Below are 18092 nucleotides of genomic sequence, written 5' to 3'. Positions count from 1 at the left end.
GGCGTCGGCGTCAAGACGCAAGGCCGCGCTTTCCCAAGACTTCGTTAACCCTGTTTTCACAGCCCCGCCTCAAGGTGCCTTCGCCTCAGGGGCAGGCAGTTCTTCCGCGAGGGCGACGTGGAACCCACCAATGTGACGCGCAACGGACCGCAGACGCACGGCGCCCTGCCTCTGAACAGTCTTGAACAGCTGGTCGACCTGGCGAAGGGACAGCCGCCGGAGCGTCAGCACGGCCTGCTGATCGGCGTGGCGGATCTGTATCGCTCGACCGGAGGGCGCGATCGCGCGCCCCAGGCGCTCGGCGACGCCTTCATCGCTCTTGTCCGCGTGGTTGAGGCGGATATTCGCCAGGCCCTGTCGGAACGACTGGCGGATGCGGATTGGGTTCCCGTCGCCCTGGTGCGGATGCTGGCCGCCGACGCCATAGAAATCGCCCGCCCGGTCATCGCGGCCAGCCCCCTGCTGCAGGACGACGACCTTTTGACCCTGCTGGCCGAGGCGTCGCTGGATCACCGCATCCAGGTCGCGTTGAGACCCGGCCTCGGCGCCGCCGTCGCCCGCGCCATCATCAGCGCCGACGATCCGACCGTGCTGACGGCCCTGGCCTCGAACCGCACGGCGGCCCTGGGCGCCGAAGGCATGAGCCGACTGGTCAGCCGGTCGCGGGAACTGGCCGCCCTGCGCGCGCCCCTGGCCCGCCACCCGCAGATGACGCCTGAACTGGGCGCGCGCCTGTATCAGTGGGTGGGCGAGGCCCTGCGCCAGGCCATCATGGACCGCTTCACCCTCGATCCAGCGCGGCTGGCCGAGGCGGCGCACGCCGCCGCACAGGAGACCGCGCCCGCGGACGTCGCCGCAGCCCGCCTGACGGCCAAGCTTCAGGCCTCGGACCAGCTTCGGCCCGCCACCCTGATCCGCGCCCTGCGCGAAGACCGACTGGAGGTCTTCATCCACGCCCTGAGCCGCCTGGCCCGGCTGGATCTGGATCAGGTGCGTCGCGCCTTGCGGGCCGACACCGCCCGCCCGCTGTTTCTGGCCTGCACCGCTGCGGGCCTCGATCGCGCGGCCTTCCCTGCAGTCCTGAACGAGGTGCGGCGGATGAACAACGGCTTCCCGCATGATCCCGATGGCGGCGACTGGCGCCTGGCGCATCGTTCGGCGGCGCAGGCGGCCTATGAATTCCAGTTGCTGATGGCGCCTGAAGACAGTCATCCCGTTTGACAGGCGGCCCCGGCTCCGCTTGCCTAGGCTGGTGAGCCAGCCCTTCCGCCCCACCGCCGTCACCTTCCTCGCCAGCGACCGGCCCGAGGCCGAAGAAGCGCGCCTGCGGCTGACCGAACGATATGGCTCCGTTCCCGTCGCCGAGGCTGAGGTGATCGTGGCCCTGGGCGGCGACGGCTTCATGCTGGAAACCCTGCACAACAACCTACAACTGCAAACGCCGGTTTACGGGATGAACCGCGGCTCGGTCGGCTTCCTGATGAACGACTATGAGGAAGACGACCTGCTGGATCGCCTGATCCAGGCGGATCGCACCGTGCTGCATCCGCTGCAGATGGACGCCTGGACCGAGAGCGGTCAGGTCCACAGCGGCCTGGCGATCAATGAGGTCTCCCTGCTGCGCCAGACGCGCCAGAGCGCCAAGCTGCGCATCAGCATCAACGACAAGGTGCGGTTGGAAGAACTGACCTGCGACGGCTGTCTGGTGGCGACGCCGGCGGGATCGACCGCCTATAATCTATCGGCGCACGGGCCCATCATTCCCCTCGATGCGCCCAGCCTGGCTCTGACCCCCATCAGCGCCTTCCGTCCCCGGCGCTGGCGCGGGGCGCTGCTGTCGCACACGGCCCGCGTCCGCTTCGAGGTGCTGGAGGCCGACAAGCGCCCCGTCAGCGCCACCGCCGACAACTTCGAAGTGCGGCGCGTCACGCGCGTCGAGGTGCGCGAGCGTCGCGACATCGCCCTGACCATGCTGTTCGACGCCGGCCGGTCCTATGAGGAGCGCGTGATGGCCGAGCAGTTCGCCTCCTGAACGTCACGATTTTTTAGAACTCTCGCGGCAGATTGGATTTTACAGTTCAGGAGTCCGCCCGTGAGCAATTCGTCCAACGTCTTTCGCCCGCCCAACGCCCTGCGCGCCAAGGTGGGCGGCGGCTTCGGCGGTATTGACGCCAACGCCATCGCCAAGGCGGAAGAGGCGCTGAAGGCGATGTCGTCCCAGTTCGGCCAGTGGCTGCAGGACGAACTGACCAAGCTTGATCAGGCCCAGGCCGACATCCGCGCAAAGGGCTATACGGCCGAAACGGCCGAGGCGCTGTATTTCCGCGCCCATGATCTGAAAGGCCTCGGCGCGACCTATCAATATCCGTTGGTGACGCGCATCGCCGGCTCCCTGTGCCGGATACTGGACGACGCGGACAAGCGGCTGCAGGCGCCCCTGCCCCTCGTTGACGCCCATATCGACGCCATCAAGGCCGTGGTGCGCGATGAGATTCAAACCGACGAACACCCGGTGGGACGCGATCTGGCCGAGACGCTGGAAGCGCGGGTGGCCGAGCATCTCGGCTGAGATCTTAGTCTCGTAGATAACGAAGGGGCGTTCGGTCGGACGCCCCTTTTTCTATGCCGCGCCGGCCGCTGCCTGCATCTCGGGCTTCGGGCGATCCAGACGCTCCATCAGATAGGCCAGGTCTTCGCGCGCGGCGTCGGGACGCTGGCTGAGGAAGCGTTCCAGCATGCGCTGACGGAAGCGCTCGCCCGAAGTGTCGCCGCCCTCGGCCTGAAGCGCGCGCCAGGTGTCCACGCCCGCGCGGAACGCCTGAAACAGTCGCGGCGGCATCCCCGCCCGGTCATAAAGGGCCTTGAACCCCAGCGGCCCCGCATCGTGCACCATCAGCCAGGCGCGGTGATGCGGCGTGCCGGCCAGTTCGGCCAGGGCGTGCTCCAGCAAACTCATCTGCCCGCGCGCCAGCGCCCTCAGCAGCAGCGACGGCGTCAGCGCCTTTCGCCCATACAGGCGTGCGACGAAGGCAGGCAGGTCGGTCGCCGTCCGCGCCTGATCGATCAGGTCCACGGTCGCCCGCTCCCGCGCGAAATCGGCGAACCGAATGGCGGTTTCAGGCGCCAGGGCGTGGCGGGTGATCAGATGCTCGCGCGCGGCGTCGGCGGCGAGGTCCACCAAACGCTGGGTCACCGACAGCGGCAGAACCTGGCGATAGGCCAGAGCCGATACGATCTCCGGCGCATGACCGAAGCGATCGACCACCACGCCCAGCGCTTCCTCGGACAGGTCGGCGTTGTCGTTGGCCGCCAGGGCCAGCACTGCCTCCTGTCGCCCCTCGGCGGCCAGGACGGTCGCCACATCGCGCGGCACCTTTGGACGGGAGGCCACGGCGGCCTGACGCAGCGCGCACCCGGCGCGGACGATCTCGATCAGATCATCGTCGGAAAAGACAGGCGAGCAGTTGATGACCGGCAGGGCCACGCTGTCCACATCGGCCGCCAGGCGGCGCGCCACGTCGCGCGGCATCAGGCTGGAGGCCTTCAGCGTCACCGCCAGGGCGCGGCGCACCAGTTCAGCCGCATCGACGGCCAGCACTGTGAGAATCTTCTGCGCCGCGGCCCGTTCGGCCTCGTCCAGCGTCATGCGATCGATGCTGCGCAACAGCTTGTGCGCCGCCGCCGCCCGTTCGTCCTCGACGTCGGACTTGATCAGGCGCCGGATGTCGCTTTCCGTCAGGCGGGCCCGGTAGGCGGTCATGGATGAGGCTCAGGGCGGCGAAGAATCAATCGTCACCCATAGCGTTACATAGTTAAAGCCTCGTTAGGAATAACGGCCGAACAAAGGTCTTCAGACCGACCTGTCCGGCGGCGGTCCGTAGGCGCCGCCGAAGCCTCCGCCCGTACCCTGCCCGTCCTGACCCAGCAGCAGGGCCAGCAGGCCTTGATCCTGCTTCAGACGATCCAGTCGCGCGGCCAGCGCGCGCTCCTTGTCGCCTAATTCGGGACCAGCCTTGACGGCGCCGACGCCTGCGGCAGGCGCGACCTCGCCCGCCGTGCGCTGCAGATTGGCGTGCACCTCGGCCACCGATACGGCCCGCCCGTTGCGATAGAAGATCGATCGGTTGGCCGATGCCGCTTCCGGAAACAGGGCCGCGGCGCTGGACTGGGGCCGCGTCTGCATCGCTTCCATCAGCTTGGCCGCGCCCGCCGGGCCGAGGAAATGCGCGGCGTAAAGCTCGCCCCCGTTCGGCTCGCGTCCCGTGCGGCCGCGCAGATAGGCGGCGTTGGAGGCGGTCAATTCGCCGGCCATGGTCGAGGCGGCGTGGGGGTCGAAGCGCAGGTCCAGCACGACATTGCGGGCCGACCCCCGCACCTGCCAACGCCCGTCGCCGCCCTGATAGATCAGGTCGGCATACTGGCCATAGCCATGCTTGGCGCCGTGCCGCTTCACCGTGCCCAGCCAGGTCTGCTCGATAAACTGGAACAGGCCTGAGGCCGAAGACGTCGGCGCCCGCGCATTGGGGTTCATCGCGCTTTCGCGACGCGCGGTCTTCATCAGAAAGTCGAAGTCCACGCCGGTCGAGGTCGAGGCGCGCCGAATGGCCGCCTCCACGCCGCCGGATGATGGAATCGCTTTCACGCTCATGTGTGAACGGTCGCTAACCTAGGTAAACCAAACCTTAACGCAGCAGCGTCGCCGTTAACAATTCGAAGCGCCACAATAAGGCCGCAAGCCAAGCGCGAACTTCGTTCCGTGGGGCGCTGGGGAGGGCCCGCGACAGGAGGCGCGTAAGTCATGATGATGCGTATCGCGGGCGGCCACGGCGTGGTCAGCCCCCTCGACTTCCAACAACGCCGAAAGCCGCTGTCCCCCTTGATGTGGGCGATGATCGGCGCCTCGGCCCTGGTCCACGTCGGCGCCGGAGTCTGGCTGTATCAGCAACGGTTTGAACTGGCCGAAGCCCCGCCCGCGCCGGCAGAGCCGCCGCCCACCATCATCGATCTGATCCGTCCGCCCTTGCCGCCCAAGCCGCAGACGACGCCTCTGGCCTCGCCTGCGCCGACGCCGCCGATCCATCGGCCGACGCAGGTCACGCCCAGCGATGTCGCGCCTCTGGAGGTCCCGGTCGCCCCGGTCGTCAGCCCTGACGCCGGGCCGGCCATCAACATCACCGCGCCTGCGGACGAACCTTCGACCGGAACGGCGGCCACGCCCGAACCGCCCAAGCCCGCGCCGGTCATCACCCAGCCTGACTGGGTGCGCAGGCCCACGGCGGATCAGTTGATGCGCGCCTATCCGTCTGCCGCCGAGGCGCGCGGCGTCGGCGGGGTGGCGGAACTGTCCTGTCTGGTGCGCGTGGACGGCAGCCTGACCGGCTGTTCGGTCACGTCAGAGACGCCCGGCAATCAGGGATTCGGCCGGGCGGCGGTCAGCCTGAGCCGCTACTTCCGCCTCAGCCCGCGCACGGTGGACGGCCAGGCGGTCGACGGCGCCCGCGTCACCATGGCCATCCGCTTCGACCCGCCCAAAGGCTAAAGAAACCGCGAGGGATGGAGGGTCGGCTCGGCGACGGGCCGGCCCTCTGTCGCATCGGCGATGACGGCGCCGATCAGCGGACCCAGCAGCCAGCCGTTGCGACGCGGCCCCAGCGCAACATGAAGACCCGGCGCGACCTGCCCGGCCATCGGCAGGCCGTCCGGCGTCGTCCCCCGCACCCCTGCGCGCCAGTGGATCGTCAGCGGGCGCGGCGTCTGCCCCAGCACCTGCCATGCCGCAGCCAGCATGGCTTCGCAGCGCGCGGCGTCGGGGGTGAGGGACCGCTCGCCCGGCTCCATCGTCGCCCCGATCACGCTGCCCTCGCCCATAGGCGCGACATAGGCGCCCGGGCCGCGCACCACGTGGTCGACCAGAGCCTCCGAAACCAGGCCGATCTGGCCGCGAACAGGCGTGACGAGCGCCACGAGCGCCTGCGCCTCGGACGGCAGGCCCGCCAGCGCCGGTTCGGCCCCGGTCGCCAACACCAGATGATCGGCGCGGAAGGCGCCCGCCGGGGTTTCGACGCGCCAGCCTTTGTCGTCTCGCGCCACGCGCTGCGCCGGCGCCTCGATCAGGGTCAGCCCCTGCGCCAGGGCGGCCAGGGCCTGAGGGGGATCGACCTTGGCGTCCTCATGCGTGGTCAGGCGCGCATAGGCTTCGTCGTAGTCATGCTGAAAACCCAGCGCCGCCATCCGCGCCGCCAGTTCGGCGACGTTCCCGCCGCGCCATTCAGCCACATCGCCATACAGCCGCACGCCGGTCGCCTTGGCGAAGGTTGGCCAAAGGTCGCGCGCTCGCCGCAGCACCTGCGCCGTTTCCGGCGACAGATCGTCGATGGCGCATTCCATCGCGGGCGCGATCATGCCCGCCGCCACCGCCGAGGCGTTGACGCCGCCGGGGTCGACCACCGCCACGCGGCGTCCGCGTCGCCTTAGCTCCGCCGCCACGCACAGGCCCAGAGCGCCCGCGCCAATGACCACGGCGTCGAAGGAAGGTTCGGGAGAATTAGAAAGGGGCACGGGATGTCCTTCGACCTCCCGCGCCCCGATTTCAACCGTCGATGGCGGTCTTTTATTCAGCAGCCAGCTTGGCCGCGCGCGCCTCTTCCAGACGCTTGGTCAGGGCGGCGTGCTGGTCCCACAGGGCCTTGGGCAGGCGATCGCGGAACCTCTCGTAGAAGGCGGGGATCAGGGCGGCTTCCTCGGTCCAGACGTCGGCGTCGACGTCCAGCAGGATCTTCAGATCGGCGTCTGACAGCGTCAGGCCCGACAGGTCCAGGGCATCCTTGGACGGCACGCGGCCGACCGGGGTGTCCACGGCCTCGGCCTTGCCTTCCAGGCGCTCGACGATCCACTTCAGCACGCGGGCGTTATCGCCGAAGCCCGGCCACACGAACTTGCCTTCGTCGCTCTTGCGGAACCAGTTGACGAAGAACAGGCGCGGCAGCTTCGCGGCGTCGGTCTTCTGACCCATCTTCAGCCAGTGACCGAAGTAGTCGCCCATGTTGTAGCCGCAGAAGGGCAGCATGGCGAAGGGGTCGCGGCGCAGTTCGCCGACCTTGTTCTCAGCCGCGGCGGTGCCTTCCGAGGCCACGGTCGACCCCAGGAAGACGCCGTGCTCCCAGTCGAAGGCTTCCGTCACCAGCGGCACGGCCGAGGCGCGGCGGCCGCCGAACAGAATGGCGTCGATCGGCACGCCCGCCGGGTCTTCCCACTCAGGCGCGATGGACGGGCACTGACCGGCCCAGACGGCGAAACGCGCGTTCGGGTGGGCGGCGGGCTCGCCCGAGGCAGGATCGTGCGGCTGGCCCTTCCAGTTCGTCAGGCCTTCGGGCGTTTCCTTGGTCAGGCCTTCCCACCAGACGTCGCCGTCGGCGGTCAGGGCGACGTTGGTGAAGACGGTGTCCTTGGCCAGCGTCTCCAGCGCGTTCTTGTTGGTGTTGCGGCTGGTGCCCGGCGCCACGCCGAAGAAGCCCGCTTCCGGGTTCACGGCGTACAGGCGGCCATCGTCGCCGAAGCGCATCCAGGCGATGTCGTCGCCGACCGTCTCGGCCTTCCAGCCGTCCAGCGCCGGCTGCAGCATGGCCAGGTTGGTCTTGCCGCAGGCGCTCGGGAAGGCGGCCGCCACATACTTCGACACGCCCTCGGGGCTGGTCAGCTTGAGGATCAGCATGTGCTCGGCCAGCCACCCCTCGTCGCGGGCCATGATCGAGGCGATGCGCAGGGCGTAGCACTTCTTGCCCAGCAGGGCGTTGCCGCCGTAGCCCGAGCCGTAGGACCAGATTTCGCGCGTCTCGGGGAAGTGGACGATCCACTTGTCGTCGTTGCAGGGCCACGGCACGTCGGCCTGGCCCTCGGCCAGCGGCGCGCCCAAGGTGTGCACGGCCGGGACGAAGACGCCGTCGGCGCCCAGCATGTCCAGCGCGCCCTTGCCCATGCGGGTCATGATGCCCATCGACACGGCGACATAGCCGCTGTCCGTGATCTCGACGCCCAGGGCGGAGATCTTGGAGCCCAGCGGCCCCATGCAGAACGGAACGACATACATCGTCCGGCCCTTCATGCAGCCGTCGAACAGGCCGTCCAGACGGGCGCGCATCTCGACCGGATCGGACCAGTTGTTGGTCGGGCCGGCGTCAGCCTCGTCCTGCGAGCAGATGAAGGTGCGGCTCTCGACGCGGGCCACGTCCTTGGGATCCGAGGCGGCGTAGTAGCAGCCGGGGCGCTTGGCCTGATCCAGTTCCTTCAGCGTGCCCTTGCCGATCAGGTCGGCCACGATGGCCGACTTCTCGGCGTCCGAGCCGTCGCACCAGTGAACACGGTCCGGCTTGGTCAGGGCGGCGATCTGCTCCACCCAGGCGACAAGGCCCTTGTGTTCGGTGGGCGCCGGATGGAGTCCGGGAATCGATTGCGTCACGTCTTGCTCTCCTGAAGCTGCGCGCGCCGATCTGTCGTCGCCGTCACGCAATAAGCTGATCACGCTGTGTTACGCGGGCAATGAACCCGACGGGACGTAAGGTCAACCGCTGCACGTTTCATTCCCCCGTTATCCGGGCCAGGCCGCCCACGCGCACAATTAAATCGTCAGAGCGCGCCCCAAGGGCTATCTCCTTCGGCGTGAAGACGATGGATTCTGCAATATCGACATCGGCGGGCGCGCCTGACGCGCTGATTTCGCCGGCAGCCGAACGTAACAGCGCGGCGATACTTCAGGTTCTGCGCGCCCATCTGCCCGCCCAGGGCCGGGTGCTGGAGATCGCCGCCGGATCGGGTCAGCACGCCGCCGCCTTCGCCGCCGCCCTGCCTGGCCTGGACTGGATCCCCAGCGACCCCAGCCCTCAGGCCCGCGCCAGCATCGAGGCGTGGCGGACGCATACAGGAGTCGCAAACCTGCACCCTGCACAAGCCGTCGACATGCTGGACGAGGCCAGCTGGCCGTCGCAGCGGCTGAACGCCATCGTCTGCATCAACATGATCCACATCAGCCCGTGGACGGCGGCCGAAGGCCTGATGCAACTGGCCGAGCGGTCGCTGACGCGTCCCGGCGGTTTGCTGTATCTCTATGGCCCCTATCGCGAGACTGAGGTTCCGCTGGCGCCGTCCAACGCGGCCTTCGACGAGAGCCTGAAGGCGCGCGATCCGGCCTGGGGCCTACGCGACCGGGGCGAGGTCGAAACGCTCGCCCGGTCGCATGGCCTAGCCCTGACGCTGCGGCGAGCCATGCCCGCCAACAACCTGAGCCTGATCTTCCGCCGGATTTAGATGGCGGCGACGACGGCCGTCAGTTCGGCGCGGTCGTTCAGCAGGGCGACCTTGCCGTCGCGGAAGGCCGCGCCCGGCGCATCGGCGGCTTGGCCAAAGATTTCGGCCGTCAACGCCACGCCGTCGGCGAAAGCCAGAACCGGCAGTCCCTGCGCCTTGGCCAGGCTCACCAGCGCCTTGACCTGAACCAGGCTGGCTTCGTCCGAGTCGCCGCCCGGAACCACCACGCCCTGAACACGGCCGCCGGTGATGTCGTCGGCCGTCGCCGTGGCCAGAACCGTCAACCCGCCGGAATTCAAGCTGCCCTCGCCCGACGAGATCGGAGCCAGCGACACGCCTTCAAAGCGCAGAGCGGTCTCCATGTCCCCCAATTCGCCGAAATCCATGCCCTTGCGCATGATCAGGCCGAAGCGCAGGCGGGTCGGTGCGGGGCGGTTGCCGTATTGGCGGGAACGAGGGCCGGTCGCGGTCTTGCGTTGAGCGTACAAAACGTCTCCTTCAAAGGTTATCGATCAATATTCGCGGACAGTTCCTAAAAACCGTCGCGCCCTGCGTGTCGAAATTCGGTCAGACACGGCAAACGTCGCGATCCGAATCGATCGGCAGCGAACGTGTCAAAATCATCAGGGTGACTGCTGATATAGGCTTATGATGCTCAAGGTCAACTTGGCGACGAAAACGTGACCTGAAACACAAAGGCGGACAATCTGGGCTCTGGCGAGCGGCGGCCAGCCTTGCCTGAGCCCACAACCCCGCCCTACACAGCCGATCGCATCGCAGAGAGTCAGTCAGCTCATGGCCTTCGTCCGCACCTATGACGGCGCAGAACCCGTCCGCATCAACAAATGGCTGGGCCAGACCGGCGTCTGCTCGCGCCGCGAGGCCGAGGGGCTGATCGCGGATGGCCTGGTCAGCATCGACGGCGAGGTGGTGCGCGACGCGGGCCGCAAGATCGAACCGGGCCAGACGTTGACCCTGAACGACAAGGGCGAGGCGGCGCTGGCGGCGGGCGTCGCCATCCTGCTGCACAAGCCGGTCGGATACGTCTCGGGCCAGCCGGAACCCGGCAAGATCCCCGCCGCGCGCCTGTTGACCGCCGCCAACAAGGTCGGTGAAGGCGAAGTCCCGGCGCGCGACGCCTCCCTGCCCCCGGTCGGCCGGCTGGACGAAGATTCGCGCGGCCTGCTGCTGCTGTCGTCGGACGGGGTGGTGGCCAAGGCGGTGATCGGCCCGCAGTCGGATCTCGACAAGGAATACCTGGTCCGCGTCGCCGGTCAGGTGACGGAGGCCAAACTGTCCCAACTGCGCCACGGGCTGGAGCTGGACCGCCGCCAGCTGAAGCCCGCCCGCATTACCCAGATGGAGCCCCAGCGCCTGCGCTTCCTGCTGCGCGAGGGCCGCAACCGCCAGATCCGCCGCATGTGCGAACTGGTCGGACTGGAGGTCGTCGACCTCTATCGCATCCGCATCGGCCCGGTGAAGCTGGGCGACCTGCCGGAAGGCCGCTGGCGGATGCTGACGGCCGACGAGCGGGCGGCGCTGATCAAGGGCTGATCGGCGCCGTCATGGCCGCCAGGCGGCTCAGCTCGGCGACATGAGAGGCGAAGGCCGCCTTGCCCGCCTCGGTGAGGCTGAGCCAGGTGCGCTGCCGCCCGCCCTGCGCCGCCTTGCGGACAGCAAGGTAACCGGCCTCCTCCAGCGTCTTCACGTGTTTCGACAGGACGGAGTCCGACACCTGAATGGCGTCGCGCACCACCGCGAACTCGGCTTCGGCGGCGGACAGGATGGCGCAGATCTGCAGCCTGCCCGGCGCATGGATCACAGGATCGAAAACCGGCGGCTTCACGACAGGCTCCGCACGTCGATGCGGTATAGGCGCATCCACACCCTCATGCCGACGACGCCCAGAGCGGCGGCCGCCAAACCGTTGGCGAAGGGAACCCAGACGACGCCCTGCACCCGGCCGAACCAGATGCTGACGCCCATCAATCCCATCAGGATCGCCGCCAGGCCAAAGGCGGCCCAGCGGGCGCGACGCGGGGCGTATCCGTTCACCCAAACGCCTGTGCGATCCTGCCAAACCCGCATGATCGTCGCCAGAATGGCGATGGCGACAACCACGCAGGCCATCCCGATCGCGGTCGGGAAGCCCTGCCCCGCCACCAGAAGCCCGCACGCCAAAGCGTAGCCGGCGTCATACCACCACGGCCAATAGTTCATCTTTCCGAGCGCCTGTTCGCGCGTCTGGCGAATCTGCTCCAGAGCGGCCTTAGCGTCTTGCGTATCTGACATGGATGAATCCCTCACTTTCCAGAACGGAAAATGACGATGACTTTCCACTTCGTCAAGTCGTAACTTTCCAGGACGGAAAGTTATCTGAGCGCCTCGAACCACCGCTGCAGCAATGCAGCTTCGGCGCGGTGAGCAGCGGTTCGGGCAGCCGCCTCTTCGTCCACGCCCCAGCGCTCCTCGGTGAAGGCTTCGTCCAGCCGCGACAGGTCCAGCGCCGTCTCGCCCGACAGCGCGCCGCGCTGCACCGCCAGCCCCAGCACCGCCGAGCCGAACAGAGGCACGGCCGTCGCCAGCCCGGTCAGGGCGAAGTCGTCCATCTCAAGGGCCAGGGCCTCGACCCGCGCCAGAGCCTCCGGCGCCTGCGGCCGATGGATGATGCCCTCGACCGGTTGCAGCTCGACGCCCAGTTCGCGCGCGGCCCAGTCGCGCCACGGCCCCCACTGCGCCTGCTGGCGCTCGATCAGCCCCGACGGCGTCTCGGCCAGGTAGCAGAGCACGTCCGACCCGGCGTAGCGGGCGATCTCTTCGGCCACGGGACCGCGCGTCTGGCTGACCCGGTCGATGGCGGTCGAGGCCAGACGGGTGGCGGGCATGGTGGCCGGCAGCAGGTGCTCGCCCTGATCGTTCCACTCCTCAGCCACCAGTCCCGCGGCGGTCTCGGTCGGCAGGACGATGGCGTTTCCGGCGGGCGTCTTGGGCGCGCGGCCGTCCAGCAGGACGATCCAGCCGCCGTCGCGGACCTCGACCCCGGCGCTCTTCCAGAAGCGCTTGATGCGCTCCTCGGATTCACGGAAGCCCTTCTGGGCGGCGACGTTGGGATCAAGCGGAGGAATGTGGGACATGATGAACTTCTAGGCGAACAGCTTGGTCGAGGCGAAACGATCGAGCGCCGCCTCCAGGTCAGGAAAATCGGCAGCGATGTGCAGCGCGCCGGCGGCGGCCTGCTCCTCGACCGTGTGAAAGCCCCAGCCGACCCCCAGCGGGTGCACCCCAGCCGCTACGGCCATTGTGATGTCGTGGCTGGTGTCCCCGATCATGACGGTCGAAGAGGCGTCGGCGCCGCAAGCGTGCATGGCGGCGCGCAGCATGGCCGGGTCCGGCTTTCCGGGTCCATCCTCGGCGCAGTGGCTGGACAGGAACAGATCGCTCCACTCGGGGCGCGCCAGATTGCGAGCCACCCCGCGCCGGTTCTGCCCCGTCGCCAGCGACAGACGCCAACCGTCGCGCTTCAGCCGCCGCAGGGTGTCCATGACGCCGGGATAGAGCGGCTCCTCATGCCCCGCCTCGTACATGGCGCGGAAGCTGGCCTGGAAAGCCGCGACGAAGTCCGCCAGTTCGGCGTCCGTCAGCGCCGGCTCCAGCACATGCAGGGCGTGAGGCAGGCTCAGACCGACAATCTGGCGCACTCGGTCGTATTCCGGTTCCGGCAGGCCAAGCACCAGCGCCGCCTCGCAGGCCGCGCGATGGATCGAGGCGCGGCTGTCGACCAGGGTGCCGTCGATGTCGAAGACGGCGAGGGGAGCGTCGGAAGCGATCATGTCAGACAGGCACGATGTCAAAGGCGACGGACAGACGGGGCTGGTCGCCAGTGAAGGGCACGGTGCCGTGCCACAGGCAGGACGGGAACAGCGCCAGCTTGCCGGGCTCCGGCTTTTCATACCGCAGCGGCTCCAGGGGCTGCGGCGTCGGGAACGGCGGCTGACCCAAGGCCAGCCAGCCCTCGCGACCGCCCGCCTCGACCACCGGCGGCACGTCGATGTAGCAGGCGGAGGAATACCAGCCCTTGGGGTGGATGTGGTGTTCGTGGAAACCACCGGGCGCCAGCCGCACGGACCAGCAGCCGTTCAGCCTGTAATCGCCGCTGTTGCGACGCCGAACCGGGTCCCCGCCCTGCCCCAGCCGCGCCAGATGACGACGGATCGGCCCGTCGATGGCGGTGAAGAAGGCGCGGATGGCCGGGTCATCGACCAGGGTCAGATCTACCGGGGTCTGCGTCCCATGACGCAGGCTCTGACCCAGCGGATGGTTCTGATAAGCGTGCTGCGCCAGCAGGGCCGCCTGCAGGTCCGCCAGATAGGCGTCCAGATCGTTCCAGCCGGGCGGGGTGTCGATGGTCTGTGCGCTGACCAGACCATCCATATCATCGAGGCCCAGCGCATCGACCTGTCCCTTCACTCGGCTGGCCGTGGCGTGCAGGGCCAGAACCTTCTGATGCACGACCGGCGCGCCGGAAAGCTGGTCCAGTATTTCGAAGGCGCCGTCGGCGTCGCCCATGGCGACGAGGGCTTCGGCCAGACTGATCCAGGAATCGATCGTCTGCGGCGCCAGTTCGGTCGCCCTGCGCGCATGTCCGATCGCGAGCGCCGGATCAAAGGTCAGGGCCAGTTGTCCGGCCGCCAGTTCGACCGACGCGGAACGGGCGCCGCCCGCCTTGGCCCGTTGCGTCAGTTCGGCCCACGCCTCGCGCGGATCGCCGCCGCCATACATCAACACCAAGGCCAGACACGTCAGCAGGTCGCCGTCGCCCGGCGCCGTCGCCAGCGCCTTCAGCACCGGCGCTCTGGCGGCCTCTACATCCCCGCCGCGCATCCAGATCAGCTGGGCCAGTTCGCGAACCGCCTCGCCATAGGCGGGGCGGCGTTCTACGGCGCGGCGATAGGCGTCTTCGGCCTCATCCAGACGGGCGCAGCCGGATAGGGCGCGCGCCAGAACCAGCCAGGTCTCGGGCGCATCGCCGCCGTTGGCGAATGCCTGATGCGCCGTCTCGACCGCCTCGGCATTGCGGCCCATGTCGCCCAGCAGGGCGGCCAGATTGTGCCGTGCGGCGACGCTGTTCGGCGTCGCCTCGACCTGCTCACGCCGGATCGCCAACGCGTCCTCGAAACGCTCCATCGCCTTCAGCAGATCGACCTGAAACGACAGGACGCCCGCGCGTTCGGCCGGCGGCGCCTGCTCCAGCTCCGCCAGCGCCCCCACCAGGTCGCCCTGTTGAGCCAGGAGCTGGGCGCGCTGGAGGCGCATCTGAACCGTCGGACTTGCGCTCATCGCATCCGCCGCACGCCCTCGAAGGGATCCTCGTCGGCCTCGTCCTCGGAGAAGCCGAAATGGTTGAAACCGGCCTTCATCTCAGGGCTGAGCGGAGCCTCGACGATCAGCTTGCCGCCGCCGGGGTGGTCCAGCTCAATGCGGCGGGCGTGAAGCTGCAGCTTCAACGGGCCGGACAGTTCGCGCGACTTGTCGTCGCCGTATTTGGGATCGCCCAGGATCGGGTGGCCGATGGCGGCCATGTGGGCGCGCAGTTGGTGCGTGCGGCCGGTGAAGGGGCGCAACGCCATCCACGCCGCGCGGTGGGCGGCGCGGCTGATGGTGGCGAAGGCGGTCTCGGCCGGTTCGCCCTTGGGATCCTTGGGCTCGGCCGGGCGCATCATCTCGAAGTCGTTGATGCCGGTCTTCTTCAGCGCCATGTCGATCTGACCAGCCGAAGGTTTGGGGTTGCCGATGACGATGGCCCAATAGGTCTTCTTGGCCTGACGGCGGGCGAAGGCGCCCGCCAGACGCTTGGCCGCTTCCGGCCCCTTGCCCAGCAGCAGCACGCCCGAGGTGTCGCGGTCCAGACGGTGAACCAGCCGCGGCCGGTCCATCCCCTCGCCCCAGGCCGACAGCAGGCGATCGACGTGCTTGGTCGTCTTGGTGCCGCCCTGCACGGCCAGGCCGTGCGGCTTGTTCAGGGCGATGACCATGTGATCTTCGTACAGCACCAGCGACTTGGCGTAGGCGATGTCGCGCTCGGTCAGTTCATGCAGGTCGCCAGGCTTGCGTGGATTAGCCTCGGGCAGCGGCGGCACGCGCACGGCGGCGCCGGCGGTCAGGCGGTCCTGCGGTTTGACGCGCGAGCCGTCGACGCGGATCTGGCCGCTGCGGGCCATCTTCTCGACCTGGATGTGGGTCAGGTGCGGCCAGCGTCGCTTGAACCAGCGATCCAGGCGGATGTCGTCTTCATCCTCGGCGACATAGAGGGTCTGGACTTCGCGGCTCATGCGCCCACTCCGGTAAACAGTTTGCGCGCGATCATCAGGCCGACGAACAGGGCGGCGATGGCGAGAACCACCGAACCCGCCGCATAAACCAAAGCCGAGACGATTTCACGGCGTTCGATCATCAGGGCCGTTTCCAGCGAGAAGGCGGAAAAGGTCGTGAACCCACCCAGCACCCCGACGGCGGCGAACAGGCGGATGTTCTCCTGCCCCGCCCCCGCCTTCAACGCCAGCCAGCCGGTCAGCAGGCCCATCAGCAGGCCGCCGACGACATTGGCGGTCAGGGTCGCCCATGGCCAGGCCGCGCCCGGCGCCAGGCGGCCCGCCGCCAGACCCAGCCCATAGCGGGCCATAGCCCCCAGGCCGCCGCCGATCGCCACCAGCAAGAAACGTGTCATGCTGGCGGCTTATACTGTTCCGACGTCATTTGCGAAGGCCGCCAGGTTGCGGCGATCCCGCGCTGGGCGGTCCCAGACCCTTATAGGCGCGGACGAATGGCGTCCTGGACGCCTCGCGCTTCATAGGCTTCCCGACGGTCCGGGCGCTGGCCGCGCCCCATGACGATCTCCAGCGTCGTCGATGTCGGCTGCGGCCCGCTAAGGTCGAAGCCGAGGCCGACGCCGACGCCCGAGGTCGACCATCCGCCGTAACGGCCGGAGCTGGCGCCCACCGATACGCTGGGACGCACGCCCCCGGCGCTGTCGGGACGGCCGTCGATCCAGCGCTGCGTCACCTCGAACCAGTCATAGCCCTGCTCGGTCGTCAGCTGAGCGGCGCGGAACAGGGCCATGTCCGCCACGGGGCCGGGCGCGCCGACGCCTCTGTAGGTCACGCGGAAACGGTCGCGTTCGATCTGCTGGTCGGAATAGCCCTGCCCGTTCGGTCCCATCTGCTGGCCATAGGGCGCCAGACTGGCGCAGGCGGTCAGGGCCAAGGCCGAAGCGGCGATCGTGACGATGGCGAGGCGTTTCATGCGCGTGTCTCCCACGCCCGAACAGCGCACGGGCGGGCCGGATTGTTCCGCTGTGAAGCTGAATAGGGGATGAAGCGGCGCCGGCGTCTCTCGCCGTTCCACCGGCATCCTCGGCGCTGACCCGAGGGTCGAGCGTCCGCGTCGCGCGGGAGGTCGGCCCCTCCTCCGTTCAAGGCCGAGGATCACGGCGGGTGAGCAGGCCGTCACGCCGCGCGGCGCACCGCATCTGCTAAAGGCCCGCAGCCTCGCGCAGGGACTGGAAATCTTCAGGCTCCGGCGCCTCGACCGTCACGCGGCCGCCGTCGGGGTGGGGAAAACTCAGCTTCGCCGCGTGCAGCATCAGCCGCGGCGCCGCGCGCCCGGCGAAGGTCAGGGCTCCGCCATAGCGCACATCGCCGACCAGCGGTCGACCGATGGAAGCCATGTGGACGCGAAGTTGGTGCATCCGCCCCGTCTCGGGCGAGAGTTCGACCACCGCCCCGTCCTGACCGGAGGCCAGAGTGCGGTAGCTGCTGGCGGCCCCTTGCGCGCCCGGCGCATCGAAAGCCACGACCCGCATATAGCTTTCACGGCCGATCTCTTCGCGGCGCAGGGCGGAGGTGATGCGGCCAGCCTTGGGCTCCGGCGCCTCTGCGACAAGCGCCAGATAGGTTTTCTGGAACTTGCGCATCTGCATCGCCTTGCCGAAGAAACCGGCGGCGGGCTTGGTCTTTGCGGCCAGGATGACGCCCGAGGTGTCTCGATCCAGCCGATGGACCAACTCCGGCCGCTTGCCGTTCGAGCGAGCGAAGGCCCACAGCAAGTCGTCCAGCGTATGCGCCTGAATGCGGCCGCCCTGACTGGACAGGCCCGCCGGCTTGTTGAAGGCGATCAGATGCGCGTCTTCATGCACCACCCAGGAACGGACGGCGGCGATCTCTTCTTCGGTCAGGGAAACAGGCTGGCGAGTCTTCACCCGCCGAGCCTTTAGCCGAGCAAGGCCCGCTTCGCCATGCTTCTCAGCGGATCAGACCCTTGCGGCGCGCCCAGTGGGCATAGGCGATCTGGATGACGAAAACGGCGGCGACCGCCCCGACAGAAGCCAGCCCCGCGGCGCCCAACACCTCGCGCCCATTGCTCAGCGCCAGCACATAGACGGAGTGCGCCAGCATGGCGATCAGGCCCGCGACCAAGGCGTTGAACGCCAGCTTGCGCCGCAGCAACAGCATCAGCGCGCCCAGCAGGCCGCACCACACCGCCACGCCGAAGGCCACGTCCGTCCACATCGGCGCCGAGCGCAGATAGAAGACCTGCTCCATCGTCAGGGCGCTCCAATAGGCCTGCGCGCCGGTCACCTTCTGGTACCATTGCCAGACGCCGACGCCGTTCCAGAGCACCGAGGCGGCGGCGATGGCCCACAGATGCCACGGCGCCGTCGGGCGCTTCGAAATATCGACCATCATTCTTCCCCCACAGCCTGAGCGCCAATAGCTACGCCGAAATAGGTCGCCGCA

Annotated in this window: 21 protein-coding genes; 6 read left to right on the top strand and 15 right to left on the bottom strand. The window is 68.4% G+C overall.

Going from position 1 to position 18092, the window contains the following annotated elements; all coding sequences use genetic code 11:
• The first annotated feature begins 117 nt into the window (after positions 1 to 117).
• From ACLBV5_RS06565 to ACLBV5_RS06555, 3 genes are read left to right on the top strand one after another with little or no spacing between them, the layout of a single operon-like run.
• On the top strand, positions 118 to 1221 hold the full coding sequence (locus tag ACLBV5_RS06565) for a DUF2336 domain-containing protein (protein WP_025977603.1): 1104 nt from the start codon (positions 118 to 120) through the stop codon (positions 1219 to 1221).
• A 31-nt stretch (positions 1222 to 1252) separates the two neighbouring features.
• A complete protein-coding gene (locus ACLBV5_RS06560) occupies positions 1253 to 2032 on the top strand; it encodes an NAD kinase (RefSeq protein WP_025977604.1) in 780 nt (259 codons plus the stop codon).
• Between the two features lie 60 nt (positions 2033 to 2092).
• A complete protein-coding gene (locus tag ACLBV5_RS06555; RefSeq protein WP_134581334.1) occupies positions 2093 to 2569 on the top strand; it encodes an Hpt domain-containing protein in 477 nt (158 codons plus the stop codon).
• A 51-nt stretch (positions 2570 to 2620) separates the two neighbouring features.
• Here the strand turns inward: ACLBV5_RS06555 and ACLBV5_RS06550 are convergent, their stop codons facing one another.
• The gene (locus ACLBV5_RS06550; RefSeq protein ID WP_447605171.1) at positions 2621 to 3760 is read right to left on the bottom strand and encodes a DUF2336 domain-containing protein; all 1140 of its coding nucleotides are present in this window, start codon (positions 3758 to 3760) and stop codon (positions 2621 to 2623) included.
• Positions 3761 to 3850: 90 nt separating this feature from the next.
• The gene (locus tag ACLBV5_RS06545) at positions 3851 to 4648 is read right to left on the bottom strand and encodes a transglycosylase SLT domain-containing protein (RefSeq protein WP_025977607.1); all 798 of its coding nucleotides are present in this window, start codon (positions 4646 to 4648) and stop codon (positions 3851 to 3853) included.
• 150 nt (positions 4649 to 4798) lie between these two features.
• On the opposite strand from ACLBV5_RS06545, the gene ACLBV5_RS06540 reads away from it, so the two are divergent.
• The gene (locus tag ACLBV5_RS06540) at positions 4799 to 5539 is read left to right on the top strand and encodes a TonB family protein (RefSeq protein ID WP_447605170.1); all 741 of its coding nucleotides are present in this window, start codon (positions 4799 to 4801) and stop codon (positions 5537 to 5539) included.
• Here the strand turns inward: ACLBV5_RS06540 and ACLBV5_RS06535 are convergent.
• Together ACLBV5_RS06535 and ACLBV5_RS06530 are read right to left on the bottom strand one after the other, a co-directional pair.
• Positions 5536 to 6558, bottom strand: a complete 1023-nt coding sequence (locus ACLBV5_RS06535; RefSeq protein WP_447605169.1) for an NAD(P)/FAD-dependent oxidoreductase — start codon at positions 6556 to 6558, stop codon at positions 5536 to 5538. The genes ACLBV5_RS06540 and ACLBV5_RS06535 overlap by 4 nt on opposite strands.
• Before the next feature lie 52 nt (positions 6559 to 6610).
• Positions 6611 to 8455: a phosphoenolpyruvate carboxykinase (GTP) gene (locus tag ACLBV5_RS06530; RefSeq protein WP_447605168.1), complete on the bottom strand. Its 1845-nt coding sequence runs from the start codon at positions 8453 to 8455 to the stop codon at positions 6611 to 6613.
• 209 nt (positions 8456 to 8664) lie between these two features.
• Here ACLBV5_RS06530 and ACLBV5_RS06525 point away from each other — a divergent pair, with 209 nt between their 5' ends.
• Positions 8665 to 9300, top strand: a complete 636-nt coding sequence (locus ACLBV5_RS06525) for a DUF938 domain-containing protein (protein WP_025977611.1) — start codon at positions 8665 to 8667, stop codon at positions 9298 to 9300.
• Here ACLBV5_RS06525 and ACLBV5_RS06520 read toward each other — a convergent pair.
• Positions 9297 to 9788 (bottom strand): hypothetical protein, encoded by a 492-nt coding sequence (locus ACLBV5_RS06520; protein ID WP_235599195.1) that lies wholly within the window; start codon positions 9786 to 9788, stop codon positions 9297 to 9299. The two genes, ACLBV5_RS06525 and ACLBV5_RS06520, sit on opposite strands and share 4 nt — an antisense overlap.
• Positions 9789 to 10095: 307 nt before the next feature.
• Here ACLBV5_RS06520 and ACLBV5_RS06515 point away from each other — a divergent pair, with 307 nt between their 5' ends.
• Complete coding sequence (locus ACLBV5_RS06515; protein WP_447605167.1) at positions 10096 to 10854, top strand: pseudouridine synthase; 759 nt, start codon at positions 10096 to 10098, stop codon at positions 10852 to 10854.
• On the opposite strand, the gene ACLBV5_RS06510 is transcribed toward ACLBV5_RS06515, so the two are convergent.
• The 10 genes from ACLBV5_RS06510 to ACLBV5_RS06465 form a co-directional block, all read right to left on the bottom strand.
• Positions 10844 to 11146, bottom strand: coding sequence for a winged helix-turn-helix domain-containing protein (locus ACLBV5_RS06510; protein ID WP_025977614.1), 303 nt, complete (start codon positions 11144 to 11146; stop codon positions 10844 to 10846). The genes ACLBV5_RS06515 and ACLBV5_RS06510 overlap by 11 nt on opposite strands.
• Complete coding sequence (locus ACLBV5_RS06505) at positions 11143 to 11592, bottom strand: hypothetical protein (RefSeq protein WP_447605166.1); 450 nt, start codon at positions 11590 to 11592, stop codon at positions 11143 to 11145. Before ACLBV5_RS06505 ends, ACLBV5_RS06510 begins: the two co-directional genes overlap by 4 nt.
• Positions 11593 to 11672: 80 nt before the next feature.
• Positions 11673 to 12434, bottom strand: coding sequence for an ATP12 family chaperone protein (locus ACLBV5_RS06500; RefSeq protein ID WP_447605165.1), 762 nt, complete (start codon positions 12432 to 12434; stop codon positions 11673 to 11675).
• Between the two features lie 9 nt (positions 12435 to 12443).
• Positions 12444 to 13130: an HAD-IA family hydrolase gene (locus tag ACLBV5_RS06495; RefSeq protein ID WP_447605164.1), complete on the bottom strand. Its 687-nt coding sequence runs from the start codon at positions 13128 to 13130 to the stop codon at positions 12444 to 12446.
• Position 13131: 1 nt separating this feature from the next.
• Positions 13132 to 14637 carry a putative 2OG-Fe(II) oxygenase gene (locus ACLBV5_RS06490; protein ID WP_447605163.1) on the bottom strand — a complete coding sequence of 502 codons (1506 nt, stop codon included), beginning with the start codon at positions 14635 to 14637 and terminating at the stop codon, positions 13132 to 13134.
• Positions 14634 to 15629, bottom strand: a complete 996-nt coding sequence (locus ACLBV5_RS06485; RefSeq protein ID WP_313633164.1) for an RluA family pseudouridine synthase — start codon at positions 15627 to 15629, stop codon at positions 14634 to 14636. Before ACLBV5_RS06485 ends, ACLBV5_RS06490 begins: the two co-directional genes overlap by 4 nt.
• Positions 15626 to 16024, bottom strand: a complete 399-nt coding sequence (gene crcB, locus ACLBV5_RS06480) for a fluoride efflux transporter CrcB (protein WP_134581345.1) — start codon at positions 16022 to 16024, stop codon at positions 15626 to 15628. The genes ACLBV5_RS06485 and crcB overlap by 4 nt, the downstream gene beginning before the upstream one ends.
• A gap of 80 nt (positions 16025 to 16104) precedes the next feature.
• Positions 16105 to 16599, bottom strand: a complete 495-nt coding sequence (locus ACLBV5_RS06475) for a CC0125/CC1285 family lipoprotein (protein ID WP_447605162.1) — start codon at positions 16597 to 16599, stop codon at positions 16105 to 16107.
• A 229-nt stretch (positions 16600 to 16828) separates the two neighbouring features.
• Positions 16829 to 17554 carry an RluA family pseudouridine synthase gene (locus ACLBV5_RS06470; RefSeq protein WP_134581347.1) on the bottom strand — a complete coding sequence of 242 codons (726 nt, stop codon included), beginning with the start codon at positions 17552 to 17554 and terminating at the stop codon, positions 16829 to 16831.
• 43 nt (positions 17555 to 17597) lie between these two features.
• Complete coding sequence (locus ACLBV5_RS06465; RefSeq protein ID WP_447605161.1) at positions 17598 to 18038, bottom strand: hypothetical protein; 441 nt, start codon at positions 18036 to 18038, stop codon at positions 17598 to 17600.
• Positions 18039 to 18092 lie beyond the last annotated feature (54 nt).

Source organism: Brevundimonas sp. M1A4_2e, assembly GCF_053345555.1.
This window is presented reverse-complemented; position numbering and strand designations above follow the sequence as displayed.